Annotated in this window: 14 protein-coding genes; all 14 read left to right on the top strand. The window is 60.9% G+C overall.

What is annotated here, in order from left to right; translation table 11 throughout:
* Positions 1-4 precede the first annotated feature (4 nt).
* The 14 genes from DWV20_RS01630 (at position 5) to DWV20_RS01565 (ending at position 21,398) form a co-directional block, all read left to right on the top strand.
* Positions 5-2,332 (top strand): ferrous iron transporter B, encoded by a 2,328-nt coding sequence (locus DWV20_RS01630; RefSeq protein ID WP_118256218.1) that lies wholly within the window; start codon positions 5-7, stop codon positions 2,330-2,332.
* Between the two features lie 175 nt (positions 2,333-2,507).
* A complete protein-coding gene (locus tag DWV20_RS01625; protein ID WP_117797110.1) occupies positions 2,508-2,708 on the top strand; it encodes a hypothetical protein in 201 nt (66 codons plus the stop codon).
* 143 nt (positions 2,709-2,851) lie between these two features.
* Entirely contained in the window at positions 2,852-3,931 is a 1,080-nt protein-coding gene (locus DWV20_RS01620) for a LacI family DNA-binding transcriptional regulator (protein ID WP_117797109.1), read from the top strand.
* 461 nt (positions 3,932-4,392) lie between these two features.
* Positions 4,393-5,820 carry a glucuronate isomerase gene (gene uxaC, locus DWV20_RS01615; protein WP_118256217.1) on the top strand — a complete coding sequence of 476 codons (1,428 nt, stop codon included), beginning with the start codon at positions 4,393-4,395 and terminating at the stop codon, positions 5,818-5,820.
* A gap of 96 nt (positions 5,821-5,916) precedes the next feature.
* Positions 5,917-7,431: a tagaturonate reductase gene (locus tag DWV20_RS01610; protein ID WP_117803648.1), complete on the top strand. Its 1,515-nt coding sequence runs from the start codon at positions 5,917-5,919 to the stop codon at positions 7,429-7,431.
* Positions 7,432-7,509: 78 nt separating this feature from the next.
* A complete protein-coding gene (locus tag DWV20_RS01605) occupies positions 7,510-8,994 on the top strand; it encodes a UxaA family hydrolase (RefSeq protein ID WP_117817686.1) in 1,485 nt (494 codons plus the stop codon).
* Positions 8,995-9,373: 379 nt separating this feature from the next.
* Positions 9,374-10,933, top strand: coding sequence for an MFS transporter (locus DWV20_RS01600; protein ID WP_158566277.1), 1,560 nt, complete (start codon positions 9,374-9,376; stop codon positions 10,931-10,933).
* 114 nt (positions 10,934-11,047) lie between these two features.
* Entirely contained in the window at positions 11,048-12,643 is a 1,596-nt protein-coding gene (locus DWV20_RS01595) for a glycoside hydrolase family 28 protein (protein WP_118256215.1), read from the top strand.
* 131 nt (positions 12,644-12,774) lie between these two features.
* On the top strand, positions 12,775-14,940 hold the full coding sequence (locus DWV20_RS01590; RefSeq protein WP_118256214.1) for a pectinesterase family protein: 2,166 nt from the start codon (positions 12,775-12,777) through the stop codon (positions 14,938-14,940).
* Positions 14,941-15,008: 68 nt separating this feature from the next.
* The gene (locus DWV20_RS01585; protein WP_233539748.1) at positions 15,009-15,677 is read left to right on the top strand and encodes an SGNH/GDSL hydrolase family protein; all 669 of its coding nucleotides are present in this window, start codon (positions 15,009-15,011) and stop codon (positions 15,675-15,677) included.
* Positions 15,678-15,784: 107 nt separating this feature from the next.
* Positions 15,785-17,023 carry a glycoside hydrolase family 105 protein gene (locus tag DWV20_RS01580; RefSeq protein ID WP_099432661.1) on the top strand — a complete coding sequence of 413 codons (1,239 nt, stop codon included), beginning with the start codon at positions 15,785-15,787 and terminating at the stop codon, positions 17,021-17,023.
* A 1-nt stretch (position 17,024) separates the two neighbouring features.
* On the top strand, positions 17,025-17,930 hold the full coding sequence (locus DWV20_RS01575) for a sugar phosphate isomerase/epimerase (RefSeq protein ID WP_158566275.1): 906 nt from the start codon (positions 17,025-17,027) through the stop codon (positions 17,928-17,930).
* A gap of 103 nt (positions 17,931-18,033) precedes the next feature.
* Positions 18,034-19,251: an FAD-dependent oxidoreductase gene (locus DWV20_RS01570; protein ID WP_118256211.1), complete on the top strand. Its 1,218-nt coding sequence runs from the start codon at positions 18,034-18,036 to the stop codon at positions 19,249-19,251.
* A gap of 197 nt (positions 19,252-19,448) precedes the next feature.
* Positions 19,449-21,398 (top strand): NAD(P)/FAD-dependent oxidoreductase, encoded by a 1,950-nt coding sequence (locus DWV20_RS01565; RefSeq protein WP_117765408.1) that lies wholly within the window; start codon positions 19,449-19,451, stop codon positions 21,396-21,398.
* Positions 21,399-21,527: the final 129 nt, after the last annotated feature.

The raw sequence follows: 21,527 nt of genomic DNA, 5'->3' as shown, positions 1-21,527 counted from the left end.
TTGAATGGCGGATTCTCAGATCCATGTCGCGCTGGCGGGTAACCCCAACTGCGGCAAGACCACGCTTTTCAACCTGATCACCGGCGCCAACGGCTACGTTGGCAACTGGCCCGGCGTCACGGTTGAGAAAAAGGAAGCCAAGCTCCTGAGTGACAAGAACGTCACGATTACGGACCTCCCCGGCATCTACTCGCTTTCCCCCTACAGCCCCGAGGAGCAGTGCTCGCGCGACTACCTCATGAGCGGCGAGCCCGATGTCGTTGTCCAGGTGGTCGACGCGACCAACCTTGAGCGCAATCTGTACCTGGCACTTCAGGTCATCGAGACCGGCCTGCCCGTGGTCGTCGCCCTCAACATGGCCGACCTGGTCGAGAAGAACGGCGACAAGATTGACACGGACAAGCTTTCCAAGAAGCTCGGCTGCCCGGTCATGATGATCTCGGCTCTTAAGAACAAGGGCATTACCGAGCTCTTTGAGCAGGTCAAGAAGTCCGCTGCTTCCAAGGGCCAGGTGCCGGAGCACAAGTTCGATTCCTCCATCGAGGACGTTCTGGACCACATCGAGAACAACCTGCCGGCGAGCGTTCCCGCCAACAAGCGTCGCTACTACGCTGTCAAGCTGTTTGAGCGCGACGCGGACGCCTGCAAGCTCATCAACCTCACCAAGGAGAAGGCCGCTCGCGTCGAGCAGCTGGTCGCCCAGTGCGAGCAGGATTGCGACGACGACGCCGAGTCCATCATCACCGGCGAGCGCTATGGCGTGATTGCCCACATTATCGACGAGTGCATGACCAAAGCTCCGGCCAAGATGAGCGCCTCCGAGAAGATCGACCGCGTGGTTACCAACCGTATCCTGGGCCTGCCGATCTTTGTGGTCATCATGTTCTGCGTGTACTACATCGCCGTTTCCACCCTGGGCGGCACGGTGACCGACTTCACCAACGACCAGCTCTTTGGCACCGACGGTTGGTATGTGCTCGGCCAGGGCCGCGACGCCTACGACGCAGCTGTCGAGGCTGCGGGTGACGCCGCCGACTCGGTCGACCCGGCACAGTACGGCCCCTATGTTCCGGGTATTACCACCGTGGTGCACGATGCCCTTGTGGCGGGCGGCACCGAGGACGGTGGCCTGGTCGATTCGCTGGTCTGTGACGGTATCGTCGGCGGTCTGGGCGCCATCTTCGGCTTCGTGCCGCAGATGTTCCTGCTGTTCGTGATGCTGTCTTTCTTGGAGGACTGCGGCTACATGGCCCGCGTCGCCTTCATCATGGACCGCGTGTTCCGCCGCTTTGGCCTGTCCGGTAAGTCCTTCATCCCCATGCTCGTGTCCTCGGGCTGCGGCGTCCCCGGCGTCATGGCCACCAAGACCATCGAGAACGAGAAGGACCGCCGCATGACGGTCATGACCACCACGTTCATTCCCTGTGGCGCCAAGCTGCCGATCATCGCTCTGCTCATGGGTTCCATCATCGGCGATTCTTCCACCACCGCCGCATGGATCAGCCCGCTGTTCTACTTCTTGGGCGTCTTTGCCGTCATCGCCTCGGGCCTCATGCTCAAGAAGACCAAGCTCTTCGCCGGTCGCCCGACGCCGTTCGTTATGGAGCTTCCCGCCTATCACTTCCCGGCAATCCGCTCTTGGGCGCTGCATGTATGGGAGCGCTGCTGGGCCTTTATCAAGAAGGCCGGCACGGTCATCTTCGCGTCCACCGTCGTGGTTTGGTTCCTCTCCAACTTTGGTAGCTACAACGGTTCCTTCGGCTTCCTGCCTGCGATGGACGGCATCCCTGAGGAGTTTATGGACTACTCCGTGCTCGCCATGCTGGGCAACCTGGTCGCTTGGATCTTCGCCCCGCTCGGCTTTAGCACCTGGCAGGCCACCGCGCTGACTGTCTCTGGACTTGTCGCCAAGGAGAACGTCGTCGCCACCGCCGGCTCGCTGCTGTCCGTTGCCGACGCCGCCGAGACCGACCCGAGCCTGTGGACCGCGTTTGCGGGCATGTTCCCCACCATGGGCGCTTGCGTTGCCTTTGGCGCCTTTAACCTGCTGTGCGCCCCGTGCTTTGCCGCCATGGGCACTATCCGCAACCAGATGGACTCCGGCAAGTGGACCGCGATTGCCATCGGCTACGAGTGCGCCTTTGCCTGGGTGATCGGCCTGTTCATCAACCAGTTCTACAACCTGCTTGTCTTTGGCCAGTTTGGTATTTGGACGGTTGTAGCCATCGTTCTGCTGGTTGCGATGCTCTTCCAGATCTTCCGTCCCATGCCCAAGCACGCTTGGACCGACGAGGACGAGACCAACACCGCTTCCGCTGCAGTTTCCGCTTAAGTCCGAATAAGGATCAGCCCCTTTCCACGAGCCCGGGTGTCCCAGCGACACTCGGGCTTTTTGGTGAGGGAGATGTGGCGTTTCCGCAGATAAAACCGACCAAAATATACCTGTCCCTTATTGGCAGGTGGAGAATGGGGTAAAGTAAGTGATGGTTAACTAGAGGAGGCTTGCTATGGCACCTATCGATATTGTTGTACTGGCTATTATCGGTATTGCGTTTGTCGCCGTGTGCGTGCGCATTTATCGCAAGGGCACCTGCGCCGACTGCGCTCAAGGTGGCGTTTGCACAGGACATTGTTCCAACAAAAAGACCTGCGCCGCACTTAAGGGCGTGGACAAAATTGCCGAAGACTTGGGCCGCGGTATCAAGTAAGGTTCGTCATCCAAGCGCCCCGCGAGCATCCGTTCGCGGGGCGCTTTGCACATTTGGGGGCGAGCGTGGCGAGTTGAAGGGTGATTTTGGGGTATCGTTACCTGTACTGTTAATTGGCAACTTATCTATAACGGAGTAACCCCATGAGCGCTCGCGTAACCATGAAGGACATAGCCGCCGAGCTTGGCGTTTCCATCAATACCGTGCATAAGGCCCTGACGGGCAAGGCCGGCGTGAGCGAATCCGTGCGTGCCAAGGTGAATGCCAAGGCCGAGGCCATGGGTTACCACCGCAACACAAGTGCCTCGAGCCTGCGCCGCAAGGATATCAACTTGGTGTTTTGCCTGCCCCGCGCATCGCGCGAGGGGGCGTACTTTTTCCGTTACCTTTGGGAAGGCTGCAACCGCTTTGAGCAGGAGGTCATCGATCAGGGCATTACGGTTGAGCGCGTTGAATTTGGCGTGGGTGGCTACGCCGATGCGCTCGAGCAGATTGATGAGCGTCTGCAGGTGGGCGAGAAGATTGATGGCCTGCTTGCCTATGTTCCGGGCGATGACCGCGCAACCGAGCTCTTGAGGCAGATTGCCGAGGCGGGCGTGACAATCGAGCTCGTAGACGGCGACCGCCCGCACCTCGATCGCCTGGGTGCCAGTCTGGCGGACTATTCCGCGGCGGGCAGTCTTATGGCGGAGCAGGCGGCAAATCTGGTCCACGCTTCTGGGGCTGACGCCCGCGTGCTCCTGTTGGCGGGCGACCCTTATACCGACTCGCACTATCTGACCGCCCGCGCCTTTCATAATTACCTGCGCGAGCACGATATTCCATGGCGGGTTGAGGACCTTGCCGGTGCCCATGCGCAAGTCAAACAGCTCGAGCGCGAGCTTGAGCAGCGCTTGAGTGCGCCGGATGCTCCCGAGCTCATCTGTAGCGTTTTTGCCGTTGGTTCCGAGGTGGTCGCCGATGCGCTTGTTTCGAGCGGCAAGGCCGGCAAGGTCATGGTGATCGGCAACGACCTGTTCCCCGAGAGCGCCCTGGCCTTACGCCGTGGCATTTTTACCAATATCGTCTATAAGGACCCGGTGAGCTTGGCCTACCGTGGTGCCAAGACCTTGGGCGAGTATTTGCTGTGGGGTAAAACTCCGGCGGAGCCCGTGCAGAAGGGTGCTGTGGAGATGGTGTTTGCCAGCAACGTCGACCGCTACTGCGAGCTTGCGGGAATTTAGCCGTTTGGTCAGGTACCCCCTCTTGCGGCGTGCATTTTTTGGAGTATTCAGCAATGGCGTGTTCCGAAAGAGGCTCAGAACGACTGTTTTAAGTGCCTCCGATGGCGTAAATCGCCATCGGAGGCACTTTTTTATGCCGATCGGGCGCGATATGCGCATCAAATAGGGCGTCGAGGACGGTGCGCAGTACGCCCCGATGCTGAATATTCCCAAAAATGTACGCCGAGACATGACCCACCTGAGCAAAAACGCCCAGGTTCGGTGTTCGGGGACGTTAGTCCATCCGCAATGCATGCGTGTCACGGCTCCAACAACCGTTGAACGGACAAAATCGACCGTTCACCCCATGGTGGTTAGGTGAACGTTCACCTTTTAAGTCGCAATGAATTAGTATAGTGAACGTTCACCTAGAGGATAACGAGCGCATCGTGTGCCCGCTCCGCCAACAAAGGGGTTGTTTGATGAAAAACTTCATGGACGATCAGGATTTCCTGCTGAGCACCAAAACCGGCGAGGAACTGTTCCACAACTTTGCCGAGGGTATGCCCATCGTTGACTACCACTGCCACATTTCTCCCAAGGAGATCTGGGACGACAAGCGTTTTGAGAACATTACCGAGGTTTGGCTGGGCGGCGACCACTACAAGTGGCGCCTAATGCGTGCCAACGGCGTCGACGAGCGCTTCATTACCGGCGATGCCCCTGCTCGCGAGAAGTTCCAGAAGTGGGCCGAGACCCTGGGCCGCTGCGTGGGCAACCCCGTCTTTGAGTGGAGCCACCTGGAGCTTAAGCGTTACTTTGGCTACGAGGGCGTCCTGAACGGCAAAACCGCTCAGGAGGTCTGGGACCTTGCCAACGCCAAGCTCGCCGAGGCCAGCTTTACCTGCCGCAACCTCATCAAGCAGTCCAACGTCCGCATGATCTGCACTACCGACGACCCCGCCGACAGCTTTGAGTGGCACAAGAAGATTGCCGCCGACGACAGTTTTGACGTTCAGGTCGTTCCCGCCATGCGCCCCGATGCCGCCCTGCGCATCGAGCGTGGCCAGGAGTTCGCCGACTACTGCAAGCATCTCTCCGAGGTTGCTGGCGTTGAGATCAGCGACTTCGAGGGCATGAAGGCTGCCATCTCCAAGCGCTACGACGTTGCCCACGAGCTGGGCTGCCGCGCTTCCGACCACGCGCTCGACTACGTTATGTACGTTCCGGCTACCGCCGACGAAATCGAGACTATCTTTGCCAAGGGCCTTGCCGCCGAGCCGCTTACCGAGGACGAGGTCCTCAAGTACAAGACGGCCTTTATGCAGTTCGTCGCCGGCGAGTATGTCCGCCTTGGCTGGGCCATGCAGCTGCACTTTGGCTGCAAGCGTGACAACAACCGCGCTATGTTCGCCAAGCTCGGTCCCGACACCGGCTACGACTGTATCTCCAACTACACGCCGTCCGACCAGCTGGCCGATTTCCTCAACTCCATCCAGGAGTCCACGGGTCTGCCCAAGACCATCCTGTACAGCCTGAACCCCATCGACAACACCATGATCGATACCGTGATAGGCTGCTTCCAGGAGGCTCCGACCGCCGGCAAGATCCAGAACGGCTCTGCCTGGTGGTTCAACGACAACGAGGTCGGTATGCGCGAGCAGCTCACGGCTCTGGCTAACGAGGGCGTGCTGGGCAACTTTGTGGGCATGCTTACCGATTCCCGCTCCTTCCTGTCCTACCCGCGTCATGAGTACTTCCGTCGCGTGCTGTGCGGCGTGATCGGCGAGTGGGTCGAGCAGGGCAAGTATCCGGCCGACATGGAGCTGCTGGGAGCCATCGTGCGCGACATTAGCTACAACAACGCGGTCCGCTACTTTGGCTTTGACCTGGATACCGTCGAGGCCTAAACCCGCATCGAATCACACCGAACTCGGGAGCGCCGTTGCCACACGCGGCGCCCCCGTTTTGCCTGCACGCTAACAGCAATCTAAGGAGAGACATCGATGGAGAACATCAGCTACGAGACGCTCGAGAAGATCGGCTACAAGGGCTACCTGCTGCCCAAGGACGCGCCCGAGAAGGTTCTGCAGTTTGGCGAGGGCAATTTCCTGCGCGCCTTCGTCGACCGCTTCTTTGACATGGGCAACGAGGCAACCGGCTGGAACGGCAAGGTTGTCATGGTCCAGCCCATCAGCGGTGCCTTTGGCTTTGCCGACGGCATTAACGCTCAGGATGACCTGTACACCGTGCTGGTGCGCGGCAAGGAGAGCGGCAACACGGTCGACGAGTCCCGTGTGATCAGCGCCTGCAGCCGCTGCCTCAATCCGTATCGCGAGGACGACTACCGCGCCATGATGGAGGTCGCCGTCTCCGACGATTTGGAGATTATCGTCTCCAACACCACCGAGGCCGGTATCGCCTACGATCCGTCCTGCAAGGCCGACGACATGCCGCCCGCGAGCTTCCCCGCCAAGCTTGCCCAGGTGCTCCACACCCGCTGGGCCGCCGGCAAGCCGGGCGTCATCGTGCTCGCCTGTGAGCTCATCGATCACAACGGCGAGGAGCTGCTGCGCATCATGAACCAGTACGTGAGCGACTGGGGCTGGGAGGACGAGTTTGCGCAGTGGATGGCCAACGACTGCACCGTCTGCACCACGCTCGTCGACACTATCGTCCCCGGCCGTATCCGCGACCCCAAGGAGGCCGCTGCCGTGGCCGAGCGCCTAGGCTACGAGGATCCCTTCCTGGCCGTGCGCGAGCCCTTCCAGATGTGGGGTATCCAGGGCGATGAGTCGCTCAAGGAGCGTCTGCCCTTCGTGAAGGCCGGCCTGCCGGGCGTCTTTGTGACCCCCGATGTCACCCCGTACAAGAAGCGCAAGGTCCGCATCCTCAACGGCGCCCACACTGCCTTTGTTCCGGGTTCCTGGGTTGCCGGCTTTGACATCGTGCGCGATTGCATGCATGACGAGACCGTTCGCGGCTTCATGAACACCATGCTCTACGACGAGGTCATCCCGACGCTTGCCGCCGATCTTGATGTCGAGGACTGCAAGGCCTTTGCCGCCGCCGTCGAGAACCGCTTCGACAACCCGTTTATCGACCACGCGCTGCTCTCCATTTGCCTCAACTCAACCGCCAAATGGCGTGCTCGCGACCTGCCCACGCTCAAGGACTATGTTGCCGAGACCGGCAACCTGCCCAAGTGCCTGGCGACGAGCCTCGCTACGCTCATTGCCTTCTATACGCAGGAGCTCGTTGCTCGCGAGGGCGATGGCCTGCACCTGCGCCGCGCCGACGGCACCGAGTACACCGCTCAGGACGATGCCTTCGTGCTCGATTTCTACGCCGCCCACGCCGGTGCAGACGATGCCGAGCTGGTGCACGACGTGCTCAGCAACGAGCAGATGTGGGGCGAGGACCTTACGCAGATCGCCGGCCTTGAGGAGTTTGTCGTCAACGCGCTTGCCGTTGTGCGCGCCGAGGGCGCCAAGCAGGCATTTGCCAACGCCCAGGCCTAAATCCTTCTGTGCGCCCGCCGGGCAACTGGCGGGCGCCCGCTGACTTCTGCTCAACCTGTAGGGTTAGGACCATTTGTAATGAACACTATCCAGATCAATCCGGCCGATAACGTGATCGTCGCGCTGTCGCCGCTTGCCAAGGGCACCGCCGTCGCGGTTCCCGGGGTGGGCGAGGTCGTTGCCGCGGAGGATATTCCGCAGGGCCACAAGATGGCCGTGCGTGCCATTGCGGCGGGGGAGGACGTCGTCAAGTACGGTCTTCCTATCGGCCACGTGACGGGCGACATCCAGCCCGGTCAGTGGCTTCATACGCATAACGTCAAGACCAACCTTTCGGGCGAGGTCGAGTACGCTTACAACCCGACGCATCCGGTCGTTGAGCCGGTTGAGCCCGAGACCTTTATGGGCTTCCGCCGCGCTGACGGCCGCGCCGCCACGCGCAACGAGCTGTGGATCATCCCCACGGTCGGCTGCGTCAACGAGGTCGCACGTGCCATGTGCGAGCAGGCTCAGGATCTGGTCGAGGGCTCGCTGGAGGGCGTTTACTACTTCCCGCATCCCTTTGGCTGCTCACAGACCGGTGCCGACCATGCCCAGACGCGCCGCTTGTTGGTGGCGCTCTCGCGTCACGCAAACGCTGCGGGTGTGCTGTTCCTGTCCCTCGGTTGCGAAAACTGCACGCACCAGCAGGTACTCGACGAGCTCGGTGACTTCGATCGCGAGCGCGTTCGATTCCTCGCCTGCCAGGATGTAGCCGACGAGCAGGTCGAGGGTCACAAGATCCTGTCCGAGCTTGCCGACCTGGCCAAGCAGGCCAAGCGTGAGCCCATTCCTGCCTCCGAGCTGGTCATTGGCCTTAAGTGCGGCGGCTCTGACGGTCTTTCGGGCATTACCGCCAACCCCACGATCGGTCGCGTGAGCGATATGGTCGTCGCCCGCGGCGGCACGTCGGTGCTCACCGAGGTTCCCGAGATGTTTGGCGCGGAGAGCATTCTGCTCGATCGCTGTGAGAGCCAGGACGTCTTTAACGCAGCTGCCGACATGCTCAACGGCTTTAAGGACTACTTTATCAGCCACGGGGAGGTCGTCTATGAGAACCCGAGCCCCGGCAACAAGGACGGCGGCATTACCACGCTCGAGGACAAGAGCTGCGGCTGCGTGCAAAAGGGCGGATCTGCCCCCATCGTCGACGTGCTGCCGTATGCCGGTCAGGCTACCAAGCATGGCCTGAACATGCTGTGCGGCCCGGGTAACGACATGGTATCCACCACGGCCCTGACGGCTGCCGGCTGCCACGTAATCCTGTTCTCGACCGGCCGCGGCACGCCGTTTGGCGCACCGGCGCCTACACTCAAGGTGTTCACCAACCAGCGTCTGTGCGACCACAAGGCCAACTGGATGGACTTTAACGCCGGCGTGGTCGCCACGGGCGAGCGTACACTCGACGAGGCTGCCCACGACCTGTACCAGCTGGTGCTAGAGACGGCGAGCGGCAAGCTTACGAGTGCCGAGCGCCGCGGCTGTCACGAGATCAGCATCTGGAAGGACGGCGTCTGCCTGTAGCGGTAAATGGGTTCGCATAGGGCGCTATTGACCATGGCCCCGTCGGGAGTGTTCCCGGCGGGGCCATGTTTGTTCTGTCTGTTCGGGCGTGTCTTTCTGAGGGTACGGGAGCGGCGAAAACAATAAACGTTCACCTAATCGACCTCAAATTTAAACCCACTCAATACCCATGTAATCGTGATTTTTTTCAAGTCAGATGTCCGTTTAACGGCAAAAAACGACCGTTCAAGGATAATATAGAAGTGAACGTTCACCTATCATACGCAATCGCGCATAATCTAGCTAAACGTTCACCCTACGAGTGGGCGATATGCAGACAGACATCGGTATGGACTCCAATGTCTTGTTACAAGACAATCGAGAAAAGAGAGGGAGCTCGATGACTAACAAGATCGGTAAAAAGCGCAAGATCACATTCTGGACGCGCTTGGGCTTTGGTATGGGCGGCATGCTCAACTCCGGTGCCCTGAGCTTTACGCACAGCTACATGGTGCTGTTCCTGTCCACGGAGTGCGGTCTGTCCGCAGGCGAGGCTGCGCTGATCAGCTCGTTCGCCATCTATCTCAACGCCATTCTGTGCCCGCTCATGGGCTTTGTGGCCGATAACTTCTACGCTACTAAGATCGGCCGCATCTTTGGCCGCCGCCGTTTCTGGATCTTGCTGGCTATCCCGATGATGGTCGCCGAGCCGCTCATCTTTGTGGCTACGCCGTTTGGTTTCCCGTACTACTTTGTGTTGTACCTGATCTACAACGTCGCGTACACGTTCTGCACCGCCAACCTGTCGCCGCTTACCATCGAGATGACCGATGACTTCAAGGAGCGTACGTACCTCACCGGCTACAAGCACCTCTTTGGTAACGCCGCCGGCTTCCTGATGGCAGCACTCGTCGGCTTTGGCTTTGGCACCTTCGGCGAGACCAACCCGTTCAGCTACTTCATTATTGCTACGATTAACGCTTCGGTCATGGCAATCTCGCTGCTGTGCGTGTACCTGTCCACGTGGGAGCACACCCCCGAGGAGGTCGCTCAGGAGAAAATCGAGAGCGTCGGCGAGGGTATCAAGAAGTTCTTCATCGACGTTGTCTCCACCTTCCGCAACAAGTCCTTCCGCAAGGTCCTGTATGCACAGGTCTCCACGAAGCTCGCTGCTGCCTGCTGGTCTGCCTGCCTGTCCTTCTTCATCGTCTACTGCCTGCAGATTCCTAAGTCCTACGAGTCCGTGATGGAGATGCCCGGCAAGGTCGTCGCTATCGTCTGCACCGCTATCTGGGTCGCCCTCATGGCCAAGAAGGGCTTCCACAAGTCTTGGTACCTGGCCAACGTCGGTTGCGCTGCGTGCATCATCGCCTACAACTACTTCGCCTTTGGTCAGATCAACGGCACCTCCACGGTCGCCATCGCCATGATCGCCTACCCCATCATCTTCGCCATCTGGAAGTTCTTCTACGTTGGCTTCCAGTATCTGCCCGATGTTCTGCTCAACTACATCCCCGATGTCGATGAGCTCATCACCCTGCGTCGTCGCGAGGGCATCTACAGCTCCGCACAGCAGCTCTGCCAGCAGATTGCCCAGGCTGTTGCCGTCAACGTATGGGCTATCGTCCTTGCTGCCTCCGGCTTCATTCAGACCGCCGGCAACAGCGACGCCGTGACCCAGCCCGCCACCGTGCCTCTGTACATCTGCGGCTACATGCTCATCGGCTGCGCCGGCTTCTTCCTGCTCGCGGCCGTCCTTGCCCGCGGCATCAAGATTGACAAGGAGCAGTGCGACATCCTTTGCGACGAGATCCACCGTGTCAAGGAGGGTGGCAAGATGGCCGACGTCAAGCCCGAGGTCAAGGCGCTTTGCGAGGAGCTCTCCGGCTTTAAGTACGAGGACTGCTTTGCCCACAACAATGTTGGCTTCCAGGACGGCAGCGTAATTCCCGCCGAGTAGGGCAGGCGCATCGTCCAAACCACAGGGCCGTGCCACCGGAGATCCACCGGCGGGTACGGCCCTTTTTTAAAAACGAGTAGTATGAACTTCTGATTACATTTGAGGGAGAGACCCATGGAGACGAACGTTATCTGGCGCAATGCCCGCGCGGCCGTTATCGAGCTCGACGATGGCGGCTACTTTACCTGTGCCGATACGTGGGAGATCTTTGTCAACGATGAGCCCGCCGGTACCACGAATACGGTCGAGACCTATGTCGATGGCCTGACCCCCGGCAAGCGCAACCTGATCCGCTTTGTCTGCGGCGAGCGCGAGTTGAGCGTAGGCGTCACCACGCCGGCGGAGCCCTTTACCATCAACGTTCGCGACTGCGGAGCCAAGGGCGATGCCGAGCACGATGACACCACCAACATTCAGGCTGCCATCATGGCCTGCCCCAAGGGCGGGCGCGTGCTGATCCCCGCCGGCAACTACCGCATCAAGTCCCTCTTCCTTAAGAGCAATATCAACATCGAGCTTGCCGAGGGCGCGGTGCTGCTGGCCCGTCACGAGCGCGCGGCGCTTGCCTACATTCCGGGCACGGTCACGGGCGACGAGGGCGCCGGGTATGCCGGCACCGACATGCTGCCCCTGGGCCGCTGGGAAGGCGAGAGCTTTTCGACCTACTGTTCGACCTTTACGGGCCTGAGCGTGCACGACGTGTGCATCTATGGCCGCGGCGCCATCGACGGCCAGACCGATTTTGCCGAGGACAACTGGTGGAACAAGGACTTTAAGAACATCTTCCGTCCCGAGGAGGGCCGCGAGGTCGCCCGCCCGCGCATGATCTTCCTGTCCGAGTGCGAAAACGTGAGTCTTGCCGGCTTTACCGTGCGCAACAGCCCGGCGTGGAATATCCATCCCATTCTGTGCGAGCACGTCGATGCCCTGTGCCTGTCCATCGAGGGTCCCAAGAACTCCCACAACACCGACGGTTTCGATCCCGAGAGCTGCAGTTTTGTCCGCATCCTTGGCTGTCAGTTCTCGGTGGGGGACGACTGCATCGCCATCAAGAGCGGCAAACTGGGCATTGAACCCGAGCTCCGTCCCGCCACGCACGACGTGCTGATCTCGCACTGCTACATGCACGACGGCCACGGCGCCGTGGTGCTGGGATCCGAGGCCGCCGGCGGCATCAAGGACCTCACCGTGAGCAAGTGCCTCTTTGAGCGCACCGACCGCGGCCTGCGCGTCAAGACACGCCGCGGACGCGGCAAGGACGCCGTCAACGAGGGCATCACCTTCGAGCACATTCGCATGGATAAGGTGCTCACGCCCTTCGTGGTTAACTCGTTCTACTTCTGCGACAAGGACGGCAAGACCGACTACGTTCAGTCTCGCGAGGCGCTGCCCGTCGACGACCGTACGCCCGGCTTTGGCGCCACGACGTTTTGCGATATCGAGGCCACCAACTGCCATGCGGCCGCGGCCTATATCACGGGCCTTCCCGAGAGCAAGGTGACGCGCCTGACGTTCCAGGATGTCCATGTGACCTTTGCCGCCGATGCCGAGCCCTTTGTGCCGGCCATGGCCTGCGGCGTGGAGCCCATGGTGCGCCAGGGCATCATCGCGCAGAACGTGAAAGTCCTCGACCTGCAGAACGTGCGCATCGAGGGTCAGGATGGCGACGAGCTGCAGCTGCAAAACGTCGACAAGGTTATCCGCGCGTAGGGTAGTGCTCCTGCACAAGTGAATACGGCATGTTGAGGCGTGCGACGGTCGGGTCTGCCCGGCTGTCGCACGCAATCTATAGGTGCCGGTATTGCACGGTGGGTGTTCTGTGACAGAAAGCGTAATGACAGATGAGTGGTAAAGAACAGCTCTTTGAGGTATCGCTCGAACGCGAAGGCGCGTATCGCAGCATTTCGGCGGCGCTCGAGGCGGCGGAGCGGTGTGTGCCCGATGCGACCGTGCCGGTGCGCGTGCTGGTGGCGCCGGGTGAGTACCGCGAACGGGTCGAAATTCGTCGTCCGCATGTGACGCTCGAGGGCGAGACGGCCGACAGCGTGCGTATCGTGGGAGGCCTGGGTGCCAAGATGCCTTCGGAAGATGGTAGCTGCCAGGATGGAAGACTCGGCACCTTCCGTACGTACACGGTGCTGGTCGATGCCGACGACGTGACGCTTGCGGGTCTAACAATCGAAAACAACGCCGGTGATGGGCGCGAGGTCGGCCAGGCGATTGCCCTGTATGCCGATGGTGACCGCCTGGTTGTCGATGCCTGCTGCATTAAGGGACACCAGGACACGCTCTTTTTGGGGCCGCTGCCGCCGCGCGAGGCCAAGCCGGGCGGCTTTATAGGCCCCAAGCAGTTCGCCCCGCGCCGCGTGGGGCGGCAGTATTTTCGACGTTGCCGGATCGAGGGCGATGTCGACTTTATCTTTGGCGGCGCGCGTGCCTACTTTGAGGGGTGTGAGATTCGCTCGCTCAACCGCGATATGGATGTCAACGGGTATGTAACGGCAGCCTCCACGCCTCAGGGCGAGCCGTACGGATTTGTGTTTCATGGCTGTTCGTTTACAGCCGATGAGGGCATTGCCCCCGGATCGGTCTATCTGGGTCGTCCATGGCGCGAGTGGGCCCAGACCGTTTTGCTCGAATGCTGGCTGGGCCCCCATATTTCACTCGAGGGCTGGTGGGATTGGAATAAGCCAGCGGCACATGACGGCACCCTGTATGCCGGCGGTGCCCTGTTTGGCCCGGCGGGTGATACTGCCGCTTGGGTGCCGTGGGCGCATTGCCTGACCGGTCAGGATTCCGAACGCTATGCGCGTGACCGAGTGCTTGCCGGCACGGATGGTTGGGATCCCGAGGGCGGCGACGGTGATGCGGTAGAGACGGCCGGGCTATCTGCCAATGGCCGCACCGTGCACATCGAGACGTACTACGAGGACGAACCTGCGCTGCGCGCCCGACTGAAGCGCGAGGGGCGCTCGGCCGCATTTACGGGCAAGACTCCCACAGACTTTGAGGCATGGAAGGCTGCGACCAGGACTCGTCTGTACGATATTTTGGGTCTTTCGCTTATGGACCGCGCCCCGATTGAGATTCGTGAGCTCAATCGCGTGCGGGTTGCCGGCAGCATCGTGCGTACTCATGCGGTGTTGCAGGTTGAGCACGATGTGTGGATGCCGTTTTACCTGTTGGAGCCGTCCCGCCCCAAGCTTGACGAGCGGGGACTCAAGCGCTGCTATATCTGCCCGCATGGTCACCAGGGGGCGGGTGCTGCAAGCATAGCCGGCGTTGCGGGCGTGCCGGCGGTCGACGATGCCGTGCGTAAGTTCAATTACGACTACGGTCTGCGTTTGGCGCGCATGGGTTACGTGACCGTCTGCCCCGATGCGCGTGGTTGGGGATACCGTCGTGACTGGAAGGGTCAGGGCGACGACGAGAACAGCTACCTGCGCGGTACGTGTCTGAATCAAGCACGTATGGCCGAGCCGCTGGGTCTTACGGTCGCGGGCCTCAACGCCTGGGACAACATGCGCTTGATTGATTACTTGGAGACACGCGGTGACATTGCCATGGACGACCTGGGCTGCTTTGGTTTTTCGGGCGGCGGTTACATGACGTTGTACCTGTCCGCGCTCGACCCGCGCGTGCGCAAGGCGTTTGTCTCGGGCTATCTGTACGGCGTTGATGATTCGCTACTGCACCTCAACGGCAATTGCAGCTGCAATTACACGCCTGGACTCTGGCGTCTGCTCGACATGGGCGACATTGCATCGCTTGTCGCGCCACGGCCGCTCTTGGTTCAGAGCTGCGAGAAAGACCATCTCAACGGCGCCCGCGGGCTTGCGAACGTAGACGAGCAGCTCGATATCGTTCGCGACGCCTACGCGCTGCTGGGCAAGGACGAAAACCTTCTGCACGAGGTCTGCCCGGGTGGACACCACCTGGGCGTGGCGCATCTTGCCGAGGATATCGAATGGCTCGATTCGCAAGTTGCGGAATGCGCCCACGCATAGCCCCTCGGATGTTGCGAATGAACGGTATGTACCTGTATGACCGCCGGTGTGCGGGTGAGGAGAAGAATATGGAAACGAAAAACTTGAGCGAATTGACCATCTGCTGCTTTGGCGATTCGACCACCTGGGGCGATAACGGATGCGGCGGGGGAGGCAACGATATCTCCTGGACTTCGCACCTGGGTGCGCTGCTGGGCGGCGCTACGATCGAGAACTTTGGTATTAAGGGTTCGCGTATTGCCGTCAAGGCCGACCGTAGCGATTCGTTTGTCGAGCGCTTGGACGGCATCGATCACACGGTAGATATCTGCATCGTCTTTGGCGGCGTTAACGACTTTAGCCGTAACGTGCCGCTGGGAGAGCTGGGCAGCACGGACGTGCACGAGTTCTACGGTGCGCTCGACTACCTGATCCGCACCATCACGGCGCGCTCGCCTCAGGCAAAGCTGGTGTTTATGACGCCGTGCAAGACGAGCGGCAAACACGAGAAGGATATTCCGGCAAGCAACGAGGCCAACCATCTGGGCCTGACGCAAGACGCCTATGTGCAGGCGATGCTGGAGGTTTGCGATCGCTACTCGGTGCCGGTGATCGACCTGTATGCGCAAAGCGGCATCAGCCCGTTTTTGCCGGAGCACCGCGAGCTCTACATGCCGGACGGTCTGCATTACAGCCCTGCCGGCTATGAGCGCCTGGCGCATCGCATCGCTGCGGGCCTCACCGCCGTTTGCCGTTAAAAGTTTGCCGTTCACGGGGATTATAGGGTTAACGTTCACCCTATAATCCCCGTTCGCGTTACACTAGGGGAAACGTTCACCCATCAATAACGTCAGAGGGGACAGCAATGGGTTGCAATCAGATTCTGGACCGTTATATCGAGCAGTTGATCGAGACCTCTACGCCTCAGGCGCCGGCCTGGAATATCGAAAAGCTTCGCGCCGGCAAGGAGAACACCTGGAATTACATTGACGGCTGCATGATCAAGGCGCTCATCGAGCTGTACGAGATCACCGGCGAGCAGCGTTACCTGACCTTCGCCGACGACTATATCGACTTCTTTGTCCAGGATGACGGCACCATCAAGCATTACGATCCCCAGGAGTACAACCTCGACAACGTCAACGCGGGCAAAACCCTCTACAAACTCTATGACCTGGTGGGCAAGCCCAAGTACCGTGCCGCCATGGATACCATCTACCGTCAGCTCGAGACCCAGCCGCGTACCAAAGAGGGTGTGTTTTGGCACAAAGCCGTCTACCCCAACCAGATCTGGCTCGACGGCATGTACATGGCGCAGCCGTTCTACATGCAGTACGAGCTGAGCTTCCACAACCGCCGTGCCTGCTCGGATAGCTTCCATATGTTCCAGGTGGTGCACGACCTGATGCGCAACCCCCTCAACGGCCTGTACTATCACGCCTACGACGCGAGCCGCAAGCAGTTCTGGTGCGATCCCGTCACCGGCCTTTCGGCCAACTTCTGGCTGCGCGCCGAGGGCTGGTTCGCCATGGCGCTCATCGATACCTGGGAGCTCATGCCGCCCTCGATGTCGGCCGAGAAGGACGAGATCCGCAAGATGTTCCACGACCTGATCGACGCCATGCTGCCGTATCAGGACGAGAAGACCGGTATGTGGCACCAGGTCATCAACCTGCCCAATATCGCCCCCAACTATCTGGAGGAGTCGGGCAGCGCCATCTTTGCCAACGCCATCATGAAGGGCGTGCGCCTGGGCGTGCTGGGCGAGCGCTACTACCAGTACGGCCGCCGTGCGTTTGACGGCATCTGCGACACGTGCCTGTCCGAGCGCGACGGACAGCTGGCGCTCGACAACATCTGCCTGGTGGCGGGTCTTGGCAACACCGCGCACCGCGAGGGCACGTTTGGCTACTACATGAGCGAGCCCGTCGTCAAAAACGACGCGAAGGGCGTGGCGCCGCTGGTGCTCGCCTATATCGAGACTATGCATCATGACAAGTTGGCCGGTAAGCGCGATCCGCTCGCCCCTTCGGGCGTGTGCTCCATCGATGACCCGTTTGGCGGCTACACGCCGGGCATCAATGCTCATAAGGGGCGTGAATAGCGTGGGGGCCATTACTCCGGGCGTGCGTTTACACGATCTTCCGCAGGGGACCGTCGAGGAACGCATTCGCATGGCAGGAGAGCTGGGCTTTTCGTGCATTCAGCTGCCGAGCAAGGTGCTCTACGCATCAATGGGAATCGATCGATGCGGTCTGACCCGCGAGCTCGCCGAGCATTTGCGTGCGGTGCTCGATGAGGCGGGCGTTTCGGTCGCCGTGCTCGGCTGTTATAAGAATCTGGCGACGCCCGATCGACAACAGCTCACGGATAACTTTGCCGAGTACGAGGCGTGCTTGAACTTTGCTCAGATGCTCGGCGGCTGTCCGGTTGGCACCGAGACCGGTCGTCCCAATGCGCAGAACTGCGTTGCTGGCGACCGTATGACCGACGAGGCACTCGATGCGTTTATGGATGGACTCGCGCGCGTCTGCGAGTGCGCCGAGGCCGTGGGTGGGCAAATACTGATCGAGCCCGGCTGGAACGAGACGGTCAACACGCCAGATCGCTGCCGTGAGGTGCTGGAGCGCGTCCCGAGCCCGGCGCTCGGCGTGATCTACGACCCGGTGTCGCTGCTGCATCCCAGCGTCGTTGGCGAGGCGCAGGAAATCACCGCGCGTATGCTCTACTTATGCGGCAGTAAGATTCGCGTGCTGCACGCCAAGGATTTTGAGGTCGTCGACAACGAGGACGAAGCCGGCTGGTGCGATGGTACGGGTTCTCGCCTGGTGTGCCACGGCGTGGGCGAGACGGGCCGCTATGACTTTGAGCCCGTGGTGGCCTGGGCGGCTGCCGCCTGTTCGGGGATTCCTTGTGTGGTCGAGAACAGCGTGCCGGCGACGGCGGCTAGCTGCCTGGCGACACTCGAGCGCATGTCCGCTCGCTGCGGGGCTCCGCATCGCGAGATATAGCATTGGCTTTTGCCGTGGCGGCATATTGAGTTTGCTTGACTGGGGGCGGCGGTGAAGGGTTTTTATCGTCGCCTCATTGGATTACATCAAAAAGGGGAGTTGCGTGGCTATCCACATTGTCGAAGAGGCGAATCGTTGCCTAGGTTGCAAAAGGGCGTTCTGCCAGCTTAAAGGCTGCCCGGTGCAGACGCCTATTCCGCAGGTCATTGACTTTTTCAAGCAGCGTCGTCTGGAAGAGGCAGGTGAGCTGCTGTTCCAGAACAACCCCATGAGCGCGGTCTGCTCCATGATCTGCAACCATTCGGGCCAGTGCGAGGGCGCGTGCATTCAGGGCCGCAAGGGCGCACCGGTGCATTTCTCGAGCATCGAGAACTATATCTCGACTGCGTATTTGGATCGTAGGGAGTGGAAGCCTGCGCCGTCGTGCGGCAAGCAGGTTGCCGTGGTCGGTTCCGGTCCTGCCGGCATTACCGTGGCCATTAAGATGGCCCAGCTGGGCTGTGCCGTCACGGTGTTTGAGCAACGCCCCGAGATCGGCGGCGTGCTGGAGTACGGCATCCCCGAGTTTCGCCTGCCCCGTGCTCTCGTGCAAAAGTACCGTCACGTGATGTGCTCGCTTGGCGTACGCGTCCGTCCCTCGACCACCATTGGCGGCGCGCTGCATATCGACGACCTGTTGCGCGACGGCTACGATGCGGTCTTTGTCGGTACCGGTACCTGGCGCGCCCGCAAGCTGGGTATTCCCGGCGAGTCGCGTGGTAACGTACTGTTTGGTATCGATTACCTGGTCGATCCCACGAGCGTGGCGATCGGTCAGAACGTGGCGGTTATCGGCGCCGGCAACGTGGCCATGGATGTTGCCCGCACGGCTCTGCGCTCGGGCGCTCGCAAGGTTACCGTGTATGCCCGATCGCGCCATATCTCGGCCATCGATGACGAGGTGGAGCTGACCGAGCTTGACGGTGCCGAGATCGTGCGCGGCAAGGCGATTTGCGCCATCGACGATAACGGTCCGGTTTTCGAGACGGCTATCTTTGACGAGGGCGACAACGTGGTGGGCTACGAGGAAGAACTTGACCATGTGCCCGCCGACACGGTTGTGATTGCGGCCTCGCAGGTGCCCAAGGACAAACTGGTGCTTACGACGGGCGGTCTGGAGACCGACCATCGCGGTCTTCTTTCGGTCGATGAGTGCGGCATGACCACCGTGCCTGGCGTCTTTGCCGCCGGCGACGTGGTCAACGGCCCGCTCACCGTGGTCCATGCCGTAGCCGGCGCCAAGCTCGCCGTCGAAGGCATGACCAGCTATCTGGGCCTCTAACCCACCCCGCCCATCAGTTGCGGTGAAATACGGACTGTTTTGGCTGTCAAAGGCCTTATCTACTCCGTATTCCACCGCAACTTTTTGTGGGCTGAGTAAAAGCCGGGGGAGCGTGCGCGGTCGGGTACGGCGCGGTTACTGCTACGATAGATAGGTCAGTAACTGCCGCCGAGCGGCTCAAACGAAAGGAACCCTGTATGGAGTCTTCCGCCTACCCGATGCTCTTTAGCCCGATCAAGGTCGGTACGACCGAGGTCAAGAACCGCGTCTTTATGCCGCCGGTGTCCACGAACCTGGCCGATCATGGCTATGTGACCGACGACTTGGTCGATCATTACCGTGCCCGTGCCAAGGGCGGCGTGGGCCTCATCATCACCGAGGTCGTGACGGTCGAGCCCACCTATACCTATCTACCGGGTGACATGTGCTGCTACGACGACACGTTTATCCCTGGCTGGGAAAAGCTCGCCGCGGCCGTCCACGAGTATGGCTGCAAGATCATGCCGCAGCTCTTCCACCCCGCCTACATGGCCTTTAACATTCCGGGCACGCCGCGCCTGATCGCTCCGTCCTTTGTGGGCCCGTCCTATGCCCGCGAGGCGCCGCGCCCCATCACGGTCGATGAGATCCACGAGCTCACGCATCAGTTTGGTGACGCTGCTGTGCGCATGCAGAAGGCCGGTGTCGACGGCGTCGAGGTCCATGCGGCACACGCCCACGGCATGCTCGGCGGCTTTTTGACCCCGCTCTATAACAAGCGCACCGACGAGTACGGCGGCTCGCTCGACGCCCGCATGCGCTTCCTGCTCGAGGTCATCGCCGAGATTCGCGAGCGCTGCGGCAAGGACTTTATCATCGACGTCCGTATCTCGGGCGACGAGTACACCGATGGCGGCCTGACCCTCAACGACATGATCTACGTCTCGCGTCGCCTGGAGAAGGCCGGCGTCGACATGATTCATGTGTCGGGCGGCACCACCATCAAGCGCGGTTCCGCCATTCCCGCCGCCGGCACGCAGCAGGCCTCGCACGCCGCCTGCTCGCGCGAGATCAAAAAGCACGTCAACATTCCCGTTGCCACGGTCGGCCGCATTAACGAGGCATGGATCGCCGAGGAGCTGATCGAGGACGGCGCTGCCGACATTTGCATGATGGGCCGCGCCAATCTGTGCGATGCCGAATTCTGCAACAAGGCTGCTGCCGGCAACGCCGACGACATCCGCCCCTGCATCGGTTGCCTGCGCTGCCTGAACGGTATCATGTTTGGCAAGCGCATCTCCTGCACCGTCAACCCGGACGTGGAGCGTGACGAGGCTGGCTACGAGCCTGCCGCCGAGGCAAAGAACGTGCTCGTTGTGGGTGCCGGTCCCGCGGGCATGGAGGCAGCCTATATTGCCGCCAAGCGCGGCCATAACGTGGTGCTCGTGGATAAGCAGGACGAGCCGGGCGGCGAGATGCGCATTGCGGCCGTTCCGCCGGCAAAGCAGGAGCTCACGCGCGTGATCAAGTATCAGTACCGTCGCCTGGCCGAGGCCGGCGTCACGTGCGTCTTCGGTACCGAGCTTTCGGCCGAGGACATCCAGCGCGACTACGCGGGCTACGAGGTTGTCCTGGCTTATGGCGCCGAACCCATCGCCCCGGCCTTTATGCAGGGATTTAAGCAGGTCATGACGGCTGACGACCTGCTGGGTGGCAAGGCTTTCCCGGGCAAGAAGATTGTCATCGTGGGCGGCGGCACCGTCGGTTGCGAGACGGCCGATTACCTGGCCCCGTTGGTCAACGATCTGTCGCCGGCAAACCGCGACATCACCGTTATCGAGATGACCAAGACGCTCGCCGCCAACGAGGGTGGTGCCGGTCGCGCGGTGCTCATCACGCGCATGCTCTCCAAGGGCGTCCATGTGCTAACCGAGGCCAAGGTGACCGAGATCACCGAGGATGCCATCAGCTACGAGAAGGATGGCGAGGCCCACACCATCGCCGATGCCGATACGCTGGTGCTCGCCATGGGCTATCGTCCCAATACCAAGTTGGCCGACGACCTTGCCGCTGCCGGTGTTGCCACCCACGTGCTGGGCGATGCCAACAAGTGCGGCAACATCCGCGATGCCATCGGCGATGGCTACAAGGTTGCCTGCGAGCTGTAGGCTCTCGGCAAATAGGGGAGCGGCCGCCTTGCGGTGGCTCAAGCGATAGCCAATCAAAAAAGGCGCCGCGACACATGGATTGTCGCGGCGCCTTTTGTCTGGCGGCTTGTTGGGGGGGCGGTGCGCCCC

Source organism: Collinsella sp. AF02-46-1 (genome assembly GCF_003465825.1).
Lineage (GTDB): Bacteria > Actinomycetota > Coriobacteriia > Coriobacteriales > Coriobacteriaceae > Collinsella.
Note: the sequence above shows the minus strand (reverse complement) of the source record. Positions and strands in the feature narration are given on the sequence as shown.

What these genes read in the sequence shown, in the direction of transcription:
- DWV20_RS01585 (WP_233539748.1), top strand. Translation starts at nt 15,009, where the DNA reads ATGGAAACGAAAAACTTGAGCGAATTGACCATCTGCTGCTTTGGCGAT.
- uxaC (WP_118256217.1), top strand. Translation starts at nt 4,393, where the DNA reads ATGAAAAACTTCATGGACGATCAGGATTTCCTGCTGAGCACCAAAACC.
- DWV20_RS01620 (WP_117797109.1), top strand. Translation starts at nt 2,852, where the DNA reads ATGAGCGCTCGCGTAACCATGAAGGACATAGCCGCCGAGCTTGGCGTT.
- DWV20_RS01580 (WP_099432661.1), top strand. Translation starts at nt 15,785, where the DNA reads ATGGGTTGCAATCAGATTCTGGACCGTTATATCGAGCAGTTGATCGAG.
- DWV20_RS01595 (WP_118256215.1), top strand. Translation starts at nt 11,048, where the DNA reads ATGGAGACGAACGTTATCTGGCGCAATGCCCGCGCGGCCGTTATCGAG.
- DWV20_RS01565 (WP_117765408.1), top strand. Translation starts at nt 19,449, where the DNA reads ATGGAGTCTTCCGCCTACCCGATGCTCTTTAGCCCGATCAAGGTCGGT.
- DWV20_RS01630 (WP_118256218.1), top strand. Translation starts at nt 5, where the DNA reads ATGGCGGATTCTCAGATCCATGTCGCGCTGGCGGGTAACCCCAACTGC.
- DWV20_RS01600 (WP_158566277.1), top strand. Translation starts at nt 9,374, where the DNA reads ATGACTAACAAGATCGGTAAAAAGCGCAAGATCACATTCTGGACGCGC.
- DWV20_RS01610 (WP_117803648.1), top strand. Translation starts at nt 5,917, where the DNA reads ATGGAGAACATCAGCTACGAGACGCTCGAGAAGATCGGCTACAAGGGC.
- DWV20_RS01625 (WP_117797110.1), top strand. Translation starts at nt 2,508, where the DNA reads ATGGCACCTATCGATATTGTTGTACTGGCTATTATCGGTATTGCGTTT.
- DWV20_RS01590 (WP_118256214.1), top strand. Translation starts at nt 12,775, where the DNA reads ATGAGTGGTAAAGAACAGCTCTTTGAGGTATCGCTCGAACGCGAAGGC.
- DWV20_RS01605 (WP_117817686.1), top strand. Translation starts at nt 7,510, where the DNA reads ATGAACACTATCCAGATCAATCCGGCCGATAACGTGATCGTCGCGCTG.